Here is a 17,743-nt window from a genome sequence, read left to right on the forward strand (position 1 = left end):
GTCCACCATGTCGATCGAATTGCTGATTCTTTCCGCCGACCATGCGCTGTTCCAGACCAAAGCGCATCACGCGGCCGGCCTGGCAGCGGCCACCAGGGCCCGGTCGGAAGCGGCTCCCATCAGCGCCGATGGTGAAGACTTCTGCGCCGCATATCAGGAGGCATTCGTGCAGGCAAGTGCGGGGGCGAAACCATCTGTGCGCCGGCAGACCGAACAGCTGCTGCGCGAAGCCGAGCAAGCCGGCGCCAGGCTCGCCATCGTGACCATGATGTCGTCACGCATGCTGAGCGCACTGCTTGACCGTTATGACCAGCAGGCCTGGGCCGATCGCTTTGCCGTGACGGCCACGGCGGATTCGCTTGGCCACGGCCGCGGCCACGCAGACCTGCTGCGGCTCGTGCTCCATGCGGTCGACGTTCCGGCCGACCGCGCGTTGTTCATCGGTGCGAATGCCAGTGAAGCCAATGCCGCGGCCGCGCTTGGCATGCCGCTGATGTGGCTGCACGACGGCCTGGCGCAGGCCTGTCGGCAGGACGCCGGCGCGACCCTCCTTTCCGAAGCGCCCAGCGCGTCGTGGCCGTCGTTCGCGGACGTGGAGATGCGCTTCACGCAAGGCGCACTGGCCCGGCCGTCGCGCTACTCGCCCCCAGGGACATTGGCCGCCACGGCATGAGCCGTCGCGGCACCAACGAAGCACAGAGAGGGATGGCATGAAGACAATCGTCATTGCCGGCGGCGGCACCGCTGGCCTTCAACTGGCGGCCCGGCTGGGAAAGCAACTGGGCAAGCGCGGACTGGCGAACATCGTCCTGGTGGACCGCTACCGGACACACCTGTGGAAGCCGCTGCTGCACGAAGTCGCCGCGGGAAAGCTCGAGCCGTACGTCCACCACACCTCGTTCGCGCTGCAGGCGCGCCGCTACGGCTTCCGCTTCGTGCAAGGCGAGTTCACCGCATTGGATCGCGACAACCGCACACTGGCGATCATGACGTCCGGCAGCGATGGCGCCGCGCACTCGACCACGCTGGCCTATGACACCCTGGTGCTGGCGATCGGCGGGACCACGCAGTACTTTGGTGTCCCGGGGGCGAGCGAGCACGCGCTGGCGCTGGACAGCGTGGCAGGCGCCGAGTATGCGCGGACCCAGATCGTGGATGCGCTGCGCCGGGTGTCGTCGCAGGCGAACGCGGCCGACCGTCCCGCGCGGGCCCGTGTCGCCATTGTCGGCGCGGGCGCGACCGGGGTGCAGCTGGCCGCGCAGGTGCGGCAGATGTCGCGCGTGCTGAGCCAGTACGGCCTGCATTCGCTCGATCCGGACCGCGGCACCGAGGTACTGCTCGTCGAGGCTTCCGGGGACATTCTTCCCGGCATGGATCGTCGCCTCGCCGACAGGACGACAGCGGAGTTGCAGGCGCAGGGTATCCGGATCCTGCTGAACACGCGCGTCACCGAGGTCCGCCCCGACTGCCTGCATATTGCAGGCGCGGCGCCCGTTGCCGCGGACGTGACGGTGTGGACCGCCGGCGTCACCGTATCACCGGTGCTGTCGAACATCGGCCTGCAGGTGACCCGCAACGGGCGCGCTCGGGTAGGAGACACGCTCCAGACCCTGGAGGACGAACATATTTACGCCTTGGGCGATTGCGCGAGCTTCCGTCCGGCCGGGGAACAAGCCGAGCTGCCTACGACCGCGCAGGTCGCGCATCAGCAGGCAGTCTACCTGGCCCGCGCCTTGCCACGCGCGCTCGCTGGCAAGCCCGTAGCCAGGTTCATGTTTCGCGACCGGGGCTCGGTCATCTCGCTGGCCGACGATGTGGCGCTGTGCCATCTGCTCGCGCCCGGCGCCGGCGACGGATGGCAGGTGCAGGGGGCGCTGGCGAAGCTGTTGCACGGCGTCATCTACCGACGTCACGTGCTGGCGATCCAGGGCTTTGCGCGAGCCGCCGCGATGACGCTGTCCCAACGTCTGGAGCGGCTGCTGGGCGCTGGCTACCGCCTGGATTGAAGACCCGCCTTGCCTGCAAGGCAGGCCAGCGCATGGCGAGCAGCATTTTTGCTGCTCGCCATGCGCTATCGTGAGGTTTAGCCCGTCACTGCAGCAACTCGGGCAGCAACGCGACGACCCGGCTGCTGTCTTTCACCGCCTGTGACCTGGGCTTTGCCATGCACGGATCATGCTTGCGGATGACTCGTAATGCGCCGGTCGCCTCCTGATGTCAATCTACCTTCAGCAGGATCTTGCCAATGTGTGCGCCAGATTCCATCAGCGCATGGGCTTTGGCCGCATCTTGCAGAGGAATCACCGAATGTATATGAGGTAAGCACCGGCCACGTTCCAGCGCGGGCCAGAAGGCGGTACGCAGCCCCCGGATCAGGGCCGCCCTGCTTTCCGCTGTACGCGCGCGCAGTGTGGAGCCCATCACCCGAAGGCGCTTCAGCATGATTGGCTGCAGGTCAATATTGACGACACTGCCTTCCAGGAAGGCGATCTGGACCAGCGCTCCCTCCAGCGCCAGGGCTCGCAGGTTCCTGCCTATATATTGGCCACCGACCATGTCAAGCACGATATCGACACCCTGCCCTGCCGTGGCAGCGTCGACGACCTCATTGAAATCCTCGGTGCGATAGTTGATGAGATGCTGTGCACCCAGGCGTCCGCAAACGTCCAGCTTCTCGCTCGACCCCGCTGTCGTAAGCACCTTGGCTCCGACCTCACTGGCTAGCTGGATGGCGGTTAGTCCGATTCCACTGCTACCACCGTGAACAAGGACGGTCTTGCCGCTTTCCACAAGGCCAGTCGCAAAGAGATTTGCCCAAACGGTGATGTAGTTTTCCGGGAGCGCAGCTGCCTGGGCCAGGCTCAGCCCCTCAGGCACAGGCAGGCAATGGCGTGCATCCACCGTGCAGAATTCTGCGTAGCCTCCCCCATGCGTCAGCGCGCACACCTCATCGCCTACCTTCCAGCCAGTCACGGTGCTGCCCACTTGCGCAACGACTCCCGAGACCTCCAGACCCAGGAATGGATTGGCAGAAGCCGGTGGTTGGTAAAGTCCCATGCGCTGTAAAACATCGGGCCGGTTGATCCCGGCGTAGGCGACACGGATCAGGACCTCGTGGTCTTGAACAACCGGAATCTCCCCTTCCCGCAATGTCAGGGAATCGGAGCCCGCCCCCGAGACATGGCTGATGTATTGCATCACAATCGATCTCCATTGAGATATATCATGCACCAATGACGATCGCTCACTAAGGAAGACACGATGGAAGTCACTGGCATGAATCACTTCACTGTCCTGACAACGAATCTGGAATCCAGCGTGCAGTTCTACGCGCAGATCCTTGGGCTTTCGGTGGGAGCGCGCCCGGGGCTGTCGCTCGCTGGCGCATGGCTGTACTGCAACGGAGCACCGATCGTGCACCTGATCTCCAGCGAGACTTCGGCGTCCCCCTTTGGGGTGCTTGATCACATGGCTTTCAGTGCCCGCGACCTGCCGGGGTTTCAACAGCGCCTGCAATCGCTCGGCATCCCCTTCTCCCTCAGCCAGCAGACTGATACCGGCATCTGGCAACTCTTCTTTCGGGACCCGGATGGCGCGAAGATCGAGCTTGACTTCGCGCCATCGGAAATGACCGAGTAGGCAAGTTGGGTGTCGCCTCAACCGGACTTGGGATCTTCTGAATCAGGCAATGCCGAACCCGCCATCAACCGGCAAGATGACACCGGTCACATAGGCTGCGTCGTCGGAGCACAGGAAGCGCGCCACGCGCGCCACATCGCGCGGCGTGCCCCACCGTTGCATCGGAATACGAGCCATGATCCCCGCACTGCGCTCCGGGTTGTCCAGCGCGCCCGCTGACAATCGCGTGCGGATCCAGCCCGGCGCGACCGCATTTACGCGGACGCCTGCTGGTGCCAACGCTGCCGCGTAGGCGCGGGTCAGCCCGAGCACGCCGGCCTTGCTGGCCGTGTAGGCCGGATTGTTGGGCGAGCCGAAGTAGCTCCACATGGATGCCACGTTGACGACGGCGCCGCGTGCCGCGGCCAGGCGCTCCTCCAGCACGCTGATCATTGCCTGCGAACCGTTCAGGTTCACGTCGACCACCTTGCGGAATCCCTCCGGTGAGAACTCCTTGCGTTCGTGCAGGATAATGCCGGCTGCGTTGACCAGCACCGACACGGCATCCAGGTCCGCCGTGGCGTCGCGCATGGCGTCCACGGCAGTGACATCGCCGCGCCGGAATTCCAGCGCGCCCGGCAGGTCTTCGTCGGCGTCCATGCCCAGGCATACAACGCGCAGGCCGTCCTGTGCAAACACTTCGGCAATGGCGCGTCCGATTCCGGTTCCGCCGCCCGTTACCACTGCAATCCGTTGACTCATACTGCCTCACTCCCTGTTGAAGAAACGGGGCGCTACACGCCCAGGTAGGTTGCGCGCAGGTGCGGGTTGGCAAGCAGTTCCTTGCCCGGCCCGGACAGCGCGATGGTGCCGCTTTCGATGACGTAGCCGTAGTCGGCCATGTCCAGCACCTGGTTGACGTTCTGCTCGATCACCAGAACGGCCATGTCGCGCTCACGCAGTTGGCGAATGCTGTCGAAGAGCCGGTCGACCATGATCGGCGCCAGCCCCAGCGACGGCTCGTCCAGCGCCAGCACGCGTGGCAGCGCCATCAGTGCGCGGCCGACCGCCAGCATCTGCTGCTGCCCGCCGGACAGTGTCGAGGCCGCCAGGTGCTGGCGCTCCTCCAGGATCGGGAACAGCGTGAACACCTCGCGCAGCGTCTGCGAGCGCCGCTGGCGCGCGCGCCGGTTGCTGGCGCCAATCAGCAGGTTCTCCAGGATCGACATGCCGAGGAAGAGCTGCTTGCCTTCCGGCGACTGGACGAAACCGTCCAGCACCACGCGGTGCGGCGCCTGGGCATCGAGCTCGCGTCCGTCCATGCGCACCGCGCCGCGCTTGCGCCGGACCAGCCCCGACACGGTGCGCAGGAATGTGGTCTTGCCAGCGCCGTTGGCGCCGATCAGCGCGGTGATGGAGCCCGGCGCCAGCGACAGGTTGATGCCGCGCAGCACCTGCTGCTCGCCATAGCCGGACCACAGGTCCTCCACTTCAAATACTGCTGCTGGCATAGCCATCTCCGAAATAGGCATTGAGAACCTGGGGCATGCGGACCACGTCAGCCGGCGCCCCGTCGGCGATCAGGCGCCCCTGCTCCATCACGATCACGCGGTCCGACAAGCCCATGATGACTTTCATCACGTGCTCGACGATCAGCACGGTCACGCCGGTATCGCGGATCTTGCGCACCAGTTCGACCATCTCGCCCGCCTCGTTGGGCGTGGCGCCCGCCACCACTTCGTCCATCAGGAGCAGGCGCGGGCGCGTGGCCAGCGCCCGGCCCAGTTCGAGCTTGCGTTTGTCGAAGGCAGTCAGGTCGCTGGCATCGGTATCGGCGCGCGCGGCCAGGCCCAGGAACTCCAGGCAGGCGTAGGCCTCGTCGCGCACGCGGGCCCGCACGCGACTGCGCGAAAAGCCACCAACCATGACGTTCTCCAGCGCACTGAGCCCGCCGAAAGGCTTCGACAGCTGGAATGTGCGCGCGATGCCGGCGGCGCATATCTGGTGCGGCCGCTTGCCGCGGATCTGCTGTCCGCCGAACAGGATGTCGCCTTCGTCGGACTGGATCGCGCCAGCGATCAGGTTGAAGGCGGTAGTCTTTCCAGCGCCATTCGGACCGAGCAGTCCCAGGATCTCGCCCTTGCCCACCGAGAACGAAAGCTTGCTGACAGCCTGCAGGCCGCCGAAGCGCTTCGAGATCGATTTCACTTCGAGAATACGTTCCATGGATCTTCCTTCAGGCGTCCTTGGCGACGACCGCCGTGGCCGGGGCATGCGGTGCGCGCCGGTAGCGCAGCAGCCGCTCGAGCGGGCCGATGATGCCCTTGGGGAAATACAGCACCGCCACCATCAGGATCAGGCCGTAGATCACCAGGTGCAAGCCGAGAAATTTGCCGGCAAACCAGGCGCGGGCGAGCTCGGCGATGGGGTGCAGAACGAAGGCGCCCAGCACCGGGCCGATGATGGTGCCCTGGCCGCCGACAATGGCCATGATGGCGGCATCGATCGACAGGTCCAGCCCCATGTTCCGCTCCGGGTTGATGTAGCGGAAGAACTGCGCATAGAACGCGCCGCCCAGCCCGGTCATGAACGCGCTGATGGCCAGCGCGATGATCGGATAGCGCGTGGTGCTGACGCCTACCGCCTGTGCGGCGGCCTCGTCGCCACGGATCGCCTTCAGGTAGTAGCCCAGGCGGGAGCGTTCAAGCGCCAGTGTGGCCAGCAGCACCGCCACCAGCATGGTGAAGATGATGTAGTAGTACGGCACCTTGCCGTCGAACTGGAACGCCAGCCAGCCTGCCTGCGATGGCGGAATGACAAGGCCCTGCGCGCCCTTGAGCGGGATGCCGAGGAACTCGTCGGTATTCTCGATCCAGATGCGCACGATCTCGGCAAAGGCGATGGTGGTCAGCGTGAAGTACGGCCCTTTGAGCTTGAAGGTGGGATAGCCGATGCACACCGACAGAAGCGCCGCGGCCAACCCGCCGGCAAGCATGCCGAACCACGGCGACACGCCCAGCTGGGTGAACAGCAGCACGGTGATGTAGCCGGCACCGCCGGCGAACACCGAATGCCCCAAAGACAGCTGCCCGACATAGCCGCAGACGAAATTCCACGCCGACGCCATGTAGGCGAAGTAGAGGATCATGATCAGGGAGTGGAGCGCGTAGCTGTCCTGCACGAACAGCGGGAGCACCGCGGCAGCGGCCATCAGCGGAATCCCGATCACGGCGTTGATATTGGCCCTGGATACAGTCATGGATACGGTCATGAATATGGCCCTCCCCTACTTGCGGCCGAGCAGCCCGTTGGGGCGGAACAGCAACACGATGATGAACAGGCAGAACGAGAACACCGACGCGGAGGTCGCCGTGACGAACTGCGACGCGACCGACTCGAACACGCCCAGTACCAGGCCGCCGAGCAGCGAACCCGGGATCGAGCCGATGCCGCCCAGCACCACCACCAGGAAGGACTTGATGCCAAAGCCCAGTCCGGTGGTCGGCGACACCGACAGGAACGGCACCAGCAGCGCGCCGAATAGTCCGAGGATGCCGGCGCCGATGCCGAAGGTGACGTTGTAGACCTGGCCGACATTGATGCCGGAAAGCGCCGCGGCATCGCGGTTCTGCGCGGTGGCGCGGATCTGGCGGCCGGTGTCGGTGGCGCGCAGCCAGTACGACAGGCCAGCCGCTACCGCCACCGCCGCCACGCACGCGATCAGCCGCGGCACGTTGACCGGCAGCGATACCACGTCGATCGAGCCGCTGAGCGCATCGGCGGTGACTGTGCGCACATCGGGCCCGAAGGCCATCAGGATGCCGTTGTCGATCACCAGGAACACCCCGGTGGTCAGCAGCAGGGCACCCAGCGGCTCGACCACCATGGTGGCCTCGCGCCGGAACAGCGGCGCGATCACTACCGCCTGGGTGAAGTAGCCGAGCAGGAACAGCAGCGGCACGGTGAACAGCACGGTAAGGTAAGGATGGAGGCCGAATACCGACCAGATCAGGTAGCTCAGGTACATGGCGAGCATCAGGAAGGAGCCATGCGCGAAGTTGATTACCCTCAGCACGCCGAAGATGAGGCTGAGGCCAAGCGCGATGCCGCCGTAGATGCCGCCCAGCAGTACGCCGTTGACCACGGCATAGGCCAGAATGGTTGGGTCCATGTCACTATCTCGAGAAGCACGGGCAGCGCCCGTGTTGCGATACATCCGGCCCGGCACGGCGTGCCGGACCGTCCAGCCGGACGCTCAGCGCGCGCCGGGTGCGGGCAGCGGCCACACCGGCGCCACGCCTGCCAGGCGGTTCGATGCCGGCCAGATCGTGCGACGCTCACCGTTCTGGTTCTGCGAGATCACGCCGTGAGCGAAGGTGTTCTGGCCCTGCGCGTCGAACTTGATCCGCTGGTAGCCCGTGATCAGCGCGGGACCGCTGCTGATGTCGGTCGCGGCCAGGGCGTCGCGTACCTTGCCGCGCTCGGTCGAGGCAGCCCGCTCCAGCGCATCCTTGACGATGTAGACGTTGGACACGCCCTGTGCGCCGTAGGAATTGATGCCGTAACCGAGCCCCGCCTTGAACTTCGCATCGGCGGCAATCATGGCAGGCTCCTTGGCGGCGCGCATGATGTCGACCTGGAAGTCGTCCTGCACGAACATGTTCTCGACCGCCTTGGGCGACACCGCCTTGTAGAAGTTCGGATCCTCCGAACCACCGCCCACGGAGTGGATGCCATAGGGCACGTACACGCGGCTTTCGGCGAGCTGGCGTGTGAACAGGATGTGGTCCGGCGTGTAGGCCACAACGATCAGCGCCTCGGGCCTGGCGCTGCGGATCTTGAGCAGTTGCGCCGACAGGTCGGTCTGGTTGGGCGGGTACGATTCATCCAGCGAGATGGCGTAACCGCGCTCCTTCGCCAGCTTCTTGACGTTGGCGGCATGCGAGCGGCCCCAGTCGGTACCCTCGTAGAACAGGCCGATGCTCTTCGGGCCCTTGCCAGTCTCCTTCTTCAGCAGGTCGAGCGCGTCGATCTGCTCGCGCGCGTCGTAGATGGCCTTGTTGTTGGGCCGGAACACATACTTGAAGCCGCGCTCGGTAATCTCGTCCTTGACTGCGCCGGTGACCAGCCAGGGTACCTTGTAGCGCTCGGCGACCTCGGTGGCCGGGAAGGTCACCGCGCTGTTGTAGGCGCCGACGATCAGCGTGACGTTCTCGCGCTGGATCAGGCGCTCGGTCTCCGCGACACCGACGTCGGGCTTGGACTGGCTGTCGGCGAACACCAGCTTCAGGCGCGCGCCGCCCAGCGCCTTGACGCCGCCCGCGGCATTGATCTGCTCGGCGGCGATTTCCGCGCCGAGCTTGGTCTGGTTGCCAATGGTGGCGGCGCCGCCCGACAGCGGCAGCACGAAGCCGATCGGGATCTCCTTGACTTGCCCGATGGCATTGCCGCCCGCCAGTGCCAGCAGCAAGGCCGAGGCGCCGATAAAGCGACGGCGGGACGAACGTGGGTGCGTATGCATAGTGTCTCCTGGTTTGATCCGGACACGATGGCCCGGTGCAACTCTGGGTTGCTTCTGTGATCCGGCGCGGGCGCGCGGCCCGCGCCCTGCCGGTCAGGCCGCCATAATCTGCTGCGCCAGTTCGCTAATGCCGGCGGCATCGAGCTTGTAGTGCGCATACAGGTGGGTCGGTGGCGCGATCAGGCTGTATTCGTCGAGAATGCCGTGACGCACCAGCCGCGTACCCGCACCCGCATCGGCCAGCACCTCGGCCACCGCGCCGCCCAGGCCGCCCAGCACGTTGTGCTCCTCGACGGTCATGAGCACTTTGGAGCGCGCTGCCGCACGCAACACTGCCTCGCGGTCGAGCGGCTTGACGGTGGCCATGTCGATCATGCCGACCGAGCGGCCAGCGGCATTCAGGCGCTTTGCCGCTTCCAGCGCCGGATGCACCGTCGAGCCGGTCGCGATCAGCGTCAGCTCTTCGCCTTGCAGGTGCTCGATCGCCTTGCCGAATTCGAAGGTGGTGCCCTCCTCGTAGACGGCTGGCTCACGGCCACGACCGATGCGGAAGTAGATCGGCTGTGCGTGGTCCTTCGAGGCATTGATCGCCGCGCGCAGCTGCGGGCCGTCCGCGGGTGCGACCACGGTCAGGTCCGCAATGGAGCGCATGATGGCCAGGTCCTCGGTCGCATGATGCGAGGTGCCGTAGAAGCCCAGCGAGATGCCGGCGTGATGGCCGATCAGGCGCACTGGCAGCGCGCAATACGCGACGTCCATGCGGATCTGCTCGCAGCACAGCAGCGCCAGGAACGAAGCAAAGGTAGCGACGAAAGGGGTATAGCCGGCTGTGGCCATGCCCGCGGCGGCCGTCACCATGTTTTGCTCGGAAATGCCGAACTGGATATAGCGGTCCGGATGCTGCTGGGCAAAGCGGATCAGCCCGTTCGAGTACTGCAGGTCGGCGGAGCCGGCGAGCACCGGCGCGCCCGCTTCGACCAGGTCGATCAGGCCGTCGGACAGATAGCTGAGGCCGGGCGTGATCGCGTTCAGCCCGCGGTATTGCCAGGAGTCCTTGGAGAGTGGCTGGTTCATTGCAATCAGTCCTTTGCGAGAATTTCTTCGATGGCGCGCTGGGCGTCGTTCGGGGCCAGGTAGCCCAGGTGCCAGCCCGGCTCGGTCTCCATGTAGGAAACCCCCTTGCCCTTGACGGTTTTCGCGATCACGCACACGGGGCGCGTGCGCGCGGTATCGGCCCGCAGCCGGCGCAGCAGCGCGGTCAGCGCGGCCACATCGTGGCCGTCGACGATGTGCACCTCCCAACCGAACGCCTCCCACTTGGCGTCGAGCGGCTCGATGCCCATGACCTCGTCGACTGCGCCATCAAGCTGGTAGCCATTACGGTCAACGATCGCGATCAGCCGGCCGGTACGGTGGTGCGCGGCGGACAGCGCCGCTTCCCATACCTGCCCTTCCTGCATCTCACCGTCGCCCAGCATCACAAAGGTGGTGAAGTCCTGCCCCGCATGCCGGCCCGCGAGTGCCATGCCCAGGCCCGCGGACAGCGCATGCCCGATCGACCCCGAGCTGAAATCGATGCCGGGCACCTTGCGCATGTCGGGGTGGTCGCCCAGGGGACTCCCCAGCCGGGTGTAGTCGTCCAGCCATTCCCTGGGGAAGAAGTCGAGATCCGCCAGGATAGGGAACAGCCCCACCGCGGCATGGCCCTTGCCCATCAGGAAGCGGTCGCGCCCGGCCCAGGCGGGCTCGCCGCGGCGCAGATTCATCACGTCGTAGTACAGCGCGGCGAAGGTCTCGGCCGCGGAAAACACCGAGGTGTAGTGGCCGGTCTTGGCGATCTCGATCAGGCGGATCGTCTCCAGGCGCACGAAGGTGGCGCGCTCCTTGAGCATTGCCACCTGTTCGACGCTGGGCGCAAACGGGTCGGCGGCGGCGGCGGTGCTGACGAGCGCAGGTGCTACAGGCTGGTTCATCTCACATCTCCATTTTTATGATGCATCATATATCCTTCAATTGGGTAAAAATGGGCCTCCTGGGAGCCATGGCGGCCGTCAGAGGCTCCCCATGCAGAGGTACTTCACTTCCAGATAGTCTTCGATGCCCTGGCGCGCCCCTTCGCGCCCGAGCCCGGATTCCTTGATGCCGCCGAACGGTGCCACGGCGGTCGAGATCAGGCCTTCATTGATGCCGACCATGCCGCATTCCAGCGCCTCGGCCACGCGCCATACGCGGCGCAGGTCTTGTGTGTAGAAATAGCCGGCCAGCCCGAACGGCGTGTCATTGGCCATCTTTATGACCTGCTCGTCCGAATGAAAACGCATCAGCGGCGCAACCGGGCCGAAGATCTCGTCGCGGCCCAGCGCCATCCCCGCGCTGGCCTCGCCCACCACGGTGGGCGCATAGAAAGCCGAGCCATCCTGCGGCGGCGTTCCGCCCGTCAGCACGCGCGCCCCCAATCCGACCGCCTCGTCGACCATGCCGTGCACGCGCCGTGCCGCGCCGGCATGGATCAGCGGGCCGATGGTGACGCCAGGGTGGCTGCCGTCGCCCATCCTCAGCCCCGCCACCGCCGCGCATAGCTTCGCGGCGAAGACATCGTAGACCGCGTCATGGACGAAGATCCGATTGGCGCAGACGCAGGTCTGGCCGGCATTGCGGTACTTCGAGGCCATCGCACCGCGTACCGCGGCATCGATATCGGCATCGTCGAACACGATAAAGGGGGCGTTGCCACCCAGTTCCAGCGACAGCTTCTTGATATTGGACGCCGACTGCTCCATCAGCAGGCGGCCGACGCGCGTGGATCCGGTGAAGGTCAGCTTGCGCACGGCTTCACTACGCGCAAGTACTTCGCCAATGGCCGGTGCGCTGGCGCCGGTGACCACGTTGAACACGCCCGCGGGCACGCCGGCGCGCTGCGCCAGCTCCGCCAGCGCCAGCGCGCTCAGCGGTGTTTCCGAGGCCGGCTTGAGCACCACGGTGCAGCCCGCAGCCAGTGCCGGCGCGACCTTGCGCGTGGCCATTGCGATCGGGAAATTCCACGGCGTGAGCGCCGCCACCACGCCCACCGGCTGGCGGATCACCATCAGGCGCCGATCGGGCGATGGCGTGGGAATGCACTCGCCGTAGGTGCGCGTGGCTTCTTCGGCAAACCATTCAACAAAGGACGCGCCGTAGACCACCTCGCCTGCCGCCTCAGCCAGCGGCTTGCCCTGCTCTGCCGTCATCAACGCGGCCAAATCCGCCTCATGCGCGCGGATCAGCTCGTACCAGCGCCGCAGGCACTGGGCACGATGCCTGGCGGTGGTGCTGCGCCACGCGGCCAGGGCGCGCTCGGCCGCGGCGATGGCGCGGTGGGTTTCGGCGGCACCCATATCGGCGACTTCGGCAATGACTGCGCCGGTGGCGGGGTTGGTCACGGCGAAGCGGGCACCGTTGTCGGCGTCGCACCATTCGCCGCCGATCAGGCCGCGCGTGCGCAGCAGTTCAGCATCGCGCAGCTTCATGATGCCTCCGCTGCCTGCACCATCTGCAGCGCGCGCGCGTTGACAGCGCGCATCGCCGCAACCAGGTCGCCGGCGTCCGGCTCGCGCATGAAATTGCGCATATGGGGCGCTGCCAGCGAGAGTTCCGCGGCGTGGCGCAGCTCCTCCTGCGTGGCATCGGGCAAACCCAGGTCAGCCAGGCACAATGGCAGGCCGATGCTGCGGTAAAGCGCCTCGACTTCAGTGCGCGCCGCATCGTCGCGCCGCTCCAGTTCGAGCTGCACCAGCAGGCCGAACGCCACCTGCAGGCCGTGCGGCGCGTGGCTGACCCCGCGCAGCGCCGACAGCCCGCGCGTCAGCGCATGGGCAATCGACAAACCGCCGCTCTCGAAGCCGAGGCCCGACATCAGGATGGTGGCCTCCACCACGCGTTCAAACGGGGGCGTCGGCGTGCCGGTGCCGGCAGCGGCCAGCGCATCTTGCGCATCCGCCATCAGCACCGCGTGACAGGCACGCGCCAGCGCGGCGGCCGACAGCAACGGACGCGTGCCGAACATATTCCGCCCGGCCGGCGCACGCGCACACTGCTCGGCTTCGAACATCTTCGAGATGGCGTCGCCGATGCCCGCCAGCAACATCGGGGCAGGTGCCTGGGCAATCAGCGCGGTGTCGGCAATCACGCTGCTGGGGCTATAAGACAGATGCCGCACGGCCAGCAGGCGGTGCGCCTCGTCATACAGCACATAGTTCTTGCTGGTCGGCGCGTCGTTTGACGCGACCGTGGGCACGGTGATCACCGGCACGCCGAAGTGGTCGGCCAGTGCCTTGCCCGCATCGATACTGCGCCCGCCGCCAGCGGCAACCACCAGGTCGGGGCCAGGCTGTCCGGCCTCTGCCGCCAGGCGCGCCACCAGGCCAGGTGTCAGGGCTTCGTCGAAGCTGACGCTGCGCGTCGCCACGCCAGCCTGTTCACACAGGCGCACCAGCCGGTCCCCTACCATGCCCATCACCATGCGGTCGGCCACCAGCAAGGCATTGCTGCCCAGGCGCGCCGCGTGCTCGCCCAATACTTCGATGGCTCCCGCACCCTGGACATAGCGTCCGGGCGATCCGAATACTGCTTGCACGTTGTCTCCTCTCGCGTTCACCCGGCGCTCGCCGAATTTCGATACATGATATAGGATATATCCTGTCACGCAAGAAATTTCTTTCCGACTCATCCAACCCGCTTCAGGAGACATAGCTCATGCAGCCACCCGATCTTCAACCCCGCGCCGCCATCAATGGCCATACCCGCGTCATCGTGATCCTCGCCTACCCGACCCACCACGTGCGCACGCCATCGTTTTTCAATGCCTATATGGCCGAGACCGGCACCAACGCGGTCCTCGTGCCCTGGCAGGTCGCGCCGGCACAGCTGGCCGACGCGGTCCGCGGCCTGCGCGAGGTCGAGAACCTGGCAGGCCTGATCGTGACGGTGCCGCACAAGCAGGCTATCGCCGCTCTTTGCGATGAACTGGAAGGGATTGCCGCCGACCTGCACGTATGCAACGTGGTGCGGCGCACCGCCGATGGCCGCTTCATTGGCGCCATGTACGACGGCATCGGCTTTGTCGAAGGCATGCGCAACAACCAGATCGACCCGGCGGGCAAGCGCACCCTGCTGCTCGGTGCCGGGGGAGCCGCCACGGCGGTGGCTGCCGCACTCCTCGACGCCGGCGTCGCGCAGTTGACGGTGGCGAACCGTACGCGCGCAAAGGCGGAGGAACTCGCCGCCCTGCTGCGGGCACGCCGGCCCGGCGCAGCGGTTCAGGCCGCCGCCAGCCCGGAAGGCGACTGGGACCTGGTCGTCAATGGCACCTCGCTAGGCCTGAAGCCAGACGACCCGTTGCCGCTCGACCCCGCCCTGCTGCGTCCCGGCACCGTCGTCGCCGAGGTCATCATGCAGCCGGCCGAGACCGCCCTGCTGATTGCGGCACGGCAGCGCGGCTGCCGCGTGCATCGTGGCGAGCACATGGTCACTTCGCAGATCCGGCTGCTAGCCGACTTCCTGCTCAGCGCAACGCCCGCGCAGTAGCGCCATCGCGGCAGCAGAAAATCGGAGCCGGCACATCATATATGATATGTCCATGTACCCATGGCTGAGGCAGGACCCATGAAAGAACTTGCACGGGTGGAAAAAGGCAACCTCTCTTCCCGAGTCTACGATCAAATCCGCTCCGCGCTGATGAGCGGCAAGTACGTGCCCGGCGAACGGCTGCGCGTGGCCGATCTCGCGCAGTCGCTGGGCACCAGTTCAACGCCGGTGCGCGAGGCGATTTTCCGACTGGTCAGCGAGCAAGCGCTGACCATGACCGCCGCCACCTCGATCACCGTCCCCGAACTGGATCCCGACACCGTCGCGGAAATCCAGTTGATGCGCACGCTGCTGGAGGGCGCCGCTGCGGAGACAGCGGCGCAGCGCATCACGCCGCAGGAAATCGCCCGGCTGCGCAAGACGCACGAGGCCTTTATCAAGGCCGTGGCGGTCAGCCCGCGCGAGGCCGCAGCGCAGAACCGCAAGTTCCATTTCGAGTTGATGGCGGCATCGCGGCTGACCAACCTGTACGCGGTAGTCGAGAGCATGTGGGTACGCATGGGCCCGCTCCTGCACATTTTCCATACTGAACTGCGCGCCAGCCGCGAGAGTCTGACTTCGCATCCTCACTATCGCGTGCTTGACGGACTGGAGCGCCATGACCCGGCCACCGCGTCGCAGGCCATTCGCGATGACATCCAATGGGGGAAGGTTGTCTTGCTTGAATGGATGGCAACACGCGAAGAGCGGGAAACGGCGTAGTCCAATGGGATGGGATGGGGCCGCGTCTCTGGCGGCCTACTTTGAATTTGCGATCCCATCTTGGCGATTAATTGCGCTTTAGGTAGTGCGCGTGGCGTGAAGTGAAGATGGAATGGTCGCCTCCCGCCTCCGGCAAATCGCCGACCGTGGCTTCCAGCGCATGCAATCAGCCCCGGTGGGTTGGACCGGGGCTGTCAGGCTTGTTAGTGCAGTTGGCGCTTCAGGTCAGCAAGTTCCGAATGCATCGAACTGACTGCATCCTTGACCTTCGCATCGAGACCGCCGGCCTGCTGGCAAGCGCGGTCTGCACGATCGCCGATCCGTTCGAGATCATCGACCCACTGCCGGATCCGATCCTCATCCTTGGACGACATGACCTTTGGTGCCGATTTGCATTCCTTGTCGAGTTCATCCACCCAGTTCATCAAATCCTGTGGAATCCTTGCATCGGCGTGACAAGTCCGTGATGTCTCGCTGATGGTTTGCTGCAGATGACTAAAACGTTGCTGCATTTCACTGGCTTGCAACATGATGCCCCCTTCGTGAACATCAATCCACATGAATTCAGACGGCAGGTAACAGTGCGTTGCCCGTGCCATTGTCATTCGCCCGAAAGCGGCTGCCAGCGAAGTTGCCTTGCGCCAAAGCGGCCGCCAAGCGCGCGAAGGGCACTTTTTCAGTCTAGGTCAAAATCGGGCGCCCACCCCGCTGCGACCCGAGGTTCCTGTTGCTGAAGCCCGGCACTGGCCGCGGCATTACTAGGCATTAGCCGCGCCTCGCTATATCGTGGACTCAAGAGAGTCCGGCGCTCGGGCCAATTGCAAACTGCTGCGGGACCGCCCCAGCGACAAGGCGCTCAGCCACGAACCTGCGCATATTGCCGGAGGCAAAAATGCTGGAAAGAAAACGCTCTTACAAGGGATTCCACGTTGCCCTGTTCGTGCCGGAGGTGATTGCGCAGGGCAAGCCAAGCGGGCGTGTCCAGATATCCACGCGCAATGAGGACATGGGCATCCGCTTTACGCCAGACTGGTCCCGCCCGCCTACAACGCAACAGGAGGCCGAGGACTGGCTTTTCGCCTATGCCGCCGGGATCATCGATTGTGAACTGGCTGCCGGCTTCGGCATCGATCTCAGGAACGAGTAAGTCAGCGCGGCGACGAAAATTCTGCGGAAGCCGGTCGGCGCGACGGCTGCGCCTGGCGGAGATGGCGTTGTTCGTGGAGATTCTGGCAGGGCGTGCAGCGCATGGCGGTCGGGTACGCCTGCAAGCGGGAAAATGGGATGGCCTGCTGGCAGTCGATACAGACGCCATACTGGCCGCTCTTCATCCGTGACTGGGCTGCGTCAATATCGGCCAGTTGCATGCGATAGTGCTTCAGCATCGCGTCGCTCTGGCGCTGCACGGTCTTTTCGTCCGCCACTTCACCATCGTCAAGATGTTCACGTTGTGCTGGCGCCACCACAGGCGAATCCGCGGTTCCGGCGATCGCACGGATGCGTACCTTCTCAGCGTCCATTTGTGCCGCCAACTGCCCCAATTCTTCCTTTGTCAGCCCTTCCATGACTGGCCTCCTGGATAACATCCTGCGGGTCGCACGCAGGCAGATTGCGTAGCGCGCCAGGGCGATCGGATTTGGCGGGTACAGTTGCTGTATTGCCGCTCAGATGCGTCGCCACTCAGGTCGAGGCTCCCGCACGCTTCTGCGCCGTTTGCCGGCATGGCCAGCACCCTATGGTCCCATGCGGGACTGGCAGGTGCCACTGCCGTGCCGGCGCTGCAGTCACGAAGCCTGACGGTGGCTGGCAGCCAGCGCGACGATAGCGCCTGTGGTTGCCGCGATGGCGGCCACAGTACCCATGCTTTGCCACGGATGCTCGTGAACGTAGCGATCGGTCGTTGTCGCCCACTCGGAGACTTTGGCGCGGCTTTCTTCACGCAGCGAAACGAAGCGCTCCTGCAGCGCGCGCTGCCGGGCCTTGAGTGATTGGCGCTCAAGGCTGGCTCCTACGCCGGTCTCGGCTTTCACATCATGAAGCAGTGCCTGCACGTCGGCCATCAGCGTATCGACGTCGCGGGCCAATGCGTCCTTGCGCATGGATAAATCGGATCGGATGTCGTTCATCTTTCCCTCCTGTTAGCGAAATCATCGCGGTGCGTCGCGCAGCACGATTGGCACTGTGTCAAATATAGGATTGGACTTGACAGTCTGACATGACAAACAGCAAGGCACATCGAGGCAGCCCGGGTTGGCAATTTTCATGCCGTGAGAGGCTCCG

20 protein-coding genes are annotated in these 17,743 nt (G+C 65.2%); 6 read left to right on the top strand and 14 right to left on the bottom strand.

The genetic code is table 11. From position 1 onward, the window contains the following. Positions 1–7: 7 nt before the first annotated feature. Both CTP10_RS36535 and CTP10_RS36540 read left to right on the top strand, forming a co-directional pair. Entirely contained in the window at positions 8–673 is a 666-nt protein-coding gene (locus tag CTP10_RS36535) for an HAD family hydrolase (protein ID WP_158577692.1), read from the top strand. A gap of 37 nt (positions 674–710) precedes the next feature. Further along, positions 711–2,006, top strand: coding sequence for an NAD(P)/FAD-dependent oxidoreductase (locus tag CTP10_RS36540; RefSeq protein WP_116321538.1), 1,296 nt, complete (start codon positions 711–713; stop codon positions 2,004–2,006). A gap of 211 nt (positions 2,007–2,217) precedes the next feature. Here the strand turns inward: CTP10_RS36540 and CTP10_RS36545 are convergent, their stop codons facing one another. Next, positions 2,218–3,198: an NAD(P)H-quinone oxidoreductase gene (locus CTP10_RS36545; RefSeq protein WP_116321539.1), complete on the bottom strand. Its 981-nt coding sequence runs from the start codon at positions 3,196–3,198 to the stop codon at positions 2,218–2,220. A gap of 63 nt (positions 3,199–3,261) precedes the next feature. Between CTP10_RS36545 and CTP10_RS36550 the strand changes: the two genes are divergently transcribed. Next, positions 3,262–3,639: a VOC family protein gene (locus CTP10_RS36550; RefSeq protein WP_116321540.1), complete on the top strand. Its 378-nt coding sequence runs from the start codon at positions 3,262–3,264 to the stop codon at positions 3,637–3,639. Between the two features lie 42 nt (positions 3,640–3,681). On the opposite strand, the gene CTP10_RS36555 is transcribed toward CTP10_RS36550, so the two are convergent. From CTP10_RS36555 to CTP10_RS36600, 10 genes are all read right to left on the bottom strand, one after another. Continuing rightward, positions 3,682–4,380 (bottom strand): SDR family NAD(P)-dependent oxidoreductase, encoded by a 699-nt coding sequence (locus CTP10_RS36555; protein ID WP_233528240.1) that lies wholly within the window; start codon positions 4,378–4,380, stop codon positions 3,682–3,684. Between the two features lie 32 nt (positions 4,381–4,412). After that, the gene (locus CTP10_RS36560) at positions 4,413–5,129 is read right to left on the bottom strand and encodes an ABC transporter ATP-binding protein (RefSeq protein WP_116321542.1); all 717 of its coding nucleotides are present in this window, start codon (positions 5,127–5,129) and stop codon (positions 4,413–4,415) included. Then, on the bottom strand, positions 5,110–5,844 hold the full coding sequence (locus tag CTP10_RS36565; protein ID WP_116321543.1) for an ABC transporter ATP-binding protein: 735 nt from the start codon (positions 5,842–5,844) through the stop codon (positions 5,110–5,112). The genes CTP10_RS36560 and CTP10_RS36565 overlap by 20 nt, the downstream gene beginning before the upstream one ends. A gap of 10 nt (positions 5,845–5,854) precedes the next feature. After that, complete coding sequence (locus CTP10_RS36570) at positions 5,855–6,877, bottom strand: branched-chain amino acid ABC transporter permease (protein ID WP_116321544.1); 1,023 nt, start codon at positions 6,875–6,877, stop codon at positions 5,855–5,857. 27 nt (positions 6,878–6,904) lie between these two features. Next, positions 6,905–7,789: a branched-chain amino acid ABC transporter permease gene (locus tag CTP10_RS36575; RefSeq protein WP_116321545.1), complete on the bottom strand. Its 885-nt coding sequence runs from the start codon at positions 7,787–7,789 to the stop codon at positions 6,905–6,907. Between the two features lie 84 nt (positions 7,790–7,873). Then, complete coding sequence (locus CTP10_RS36580; RefSeq protein WP_116321546.1) at positions 7,874–9,139, bottom strand: ABC transporter substrate-binding protein; 1,266 nt, start codon at positions 9,137–9,139, stop codon at positions 7,874–7,876. 93 nt (positions 9,140–9,232) lie between these two features. Continuing rightward, the gene (locus tag CTP10_RS36585) at positions 9,233–10,213 is read right to left on the bottom strand and encodes a transketolase family protein (protein WP_116321547.1); all 981 of its coding nucleotides are present in this window, start codon (positions 10,211–10,213) and stop codon (positions 9,233–9,235) included. A 5-nt stretch (positions 10,214–10,218) separates the two neighbouring features. After that, complete coding sequence (locus CTP10_RS36590; RefSeq protein ID WP_116321548.1) at positions 10,219–11,112, bottom strand: transketolase; 894 nt, start codon at positions 11,110–11,112, stop codon at positions 10,219–10,221. Positions 11,113–11,190: 78 nt separating this feature from the next. Beyond that, positions 11,191–12,645, bottom strand: a complete 1,455-nt coding sequence (locus CTP10_RS36595; RefSeq protein ID WP_116321549.1) for a succinate-semialdehyde dehydrogenase — start codon at positions 12,643–12,645, stop codon at positions 11,191–11,193. Then, positions 12,642–13,751: a glycerol dehydrogenase gene (locus CTP10_RS36600; RefSeq protein WP_116321550.1), complete on the bottom strand. Its 1,110-nt coding sequence runs from the start codon at positions 13,749–13,751 to the stop codon at positions 12,642–12,644. The genes CTP10_RS36595 and CTP10_RS36600 overlap by 4 nt, the downstream gene beginning before the upstream one ends. A 119-nt stretch (positions 13,752–13,870) precedes the next feature. On the opposite strand from CTP10_RS36600, the gene CTP10_RS36605 reads away from it, so the two are divergent. Then, positions 13,871–14,701: a shikimate dehydrogenase family protein gene (locus CTP10_RS36605; protein ID WP_116321551.1), complete on the top strand. Its 831-nt coding sequence runs from the start codon at positions 13,871–13,873 to the stop codon at positions 14,699–14,701. 78 nt (positions 14,702–14,779) lie between these two features. Continuing rightward, on the top strand, positions 14,780–15,463 hold the full coding sequence (locus CTP10_RS36610) for a GntR family transcriptional regulator (protein WP_116321552.1): 684 nt from the start codon (positions 14,780–14,782) through the stop codon (positions 15,461–15,463). 203 nt (positions 15,464–15,666) lie between these two features. Here the strand turns inward: CTP10_RS36610 and CTP10_RS36615 are convergent, their stop codons facing one another. After that, positions 15,667–15,993, bottom strand: coding sequence for a hypothetical protein (locus CTP10_RS36615; protein ID WP_116321625.1), 327 nt, complete (start codon positions 15,991–15,993; stop codon positions 15,667–15,669). Between the two features lie 362 nt (positions 15,994–16,355). Here CTP10_RS36615 and CTP10_RS36620 point away from each other — a divergent pair, with 362 nt between their 5' ends. After that, entirely contained in the window at positions 16,356–16,610 is a 255-nt protein-coding gene (locus tag CTP10_RS36620; RefSeq protein WP_116321553.1) for a hypothetical protein, read from the top strand. Between the two features lies 1 nt (position 16,611). On the opposite strand, the gene CTP10_RS36625 is transcribed toward CTP10_RS36620, so the two are convergent. Both CTP10_RS36625 and CTP10_RS36630 read right to left on the bottom strand, forming a co-directional pair. Next, complete coding sequence (locus CTP10_RS36625; RefSeq protein ID WP_116321554.1) at positions 16,612–17,028, bottom strand: TraR/DksA family transcriptional regulator; 417 nt, start codon at positions 17,026–17,028, stop codon at positions 16,612–16,614. A gap of 219 nt (positions 17,029–17,247) precedes the next feature. Beyond that, positions 17,248–17,589: a DUF883 family protein gene (locus CTP10_RS36630; RefSeq protein WP_116321555.1), complete on the bottom strand. Its 342-nt coding sequence runs from the start codon at positions 17,587–17,589 to the stop codon at positions 17,248–17,250. Positions 17,590–17,743 lie beyond the last annotated feature (154 nt).

The organism is Cupriavidus sp. P-10 (assembly GCF_003402535.2).
Classification (GTDB): domain Bacteria; phylum Pseudomonadota; class Gammaproteobacteria; order Burkholderiales; family Burkholderiaceae; genus Cupriavidus.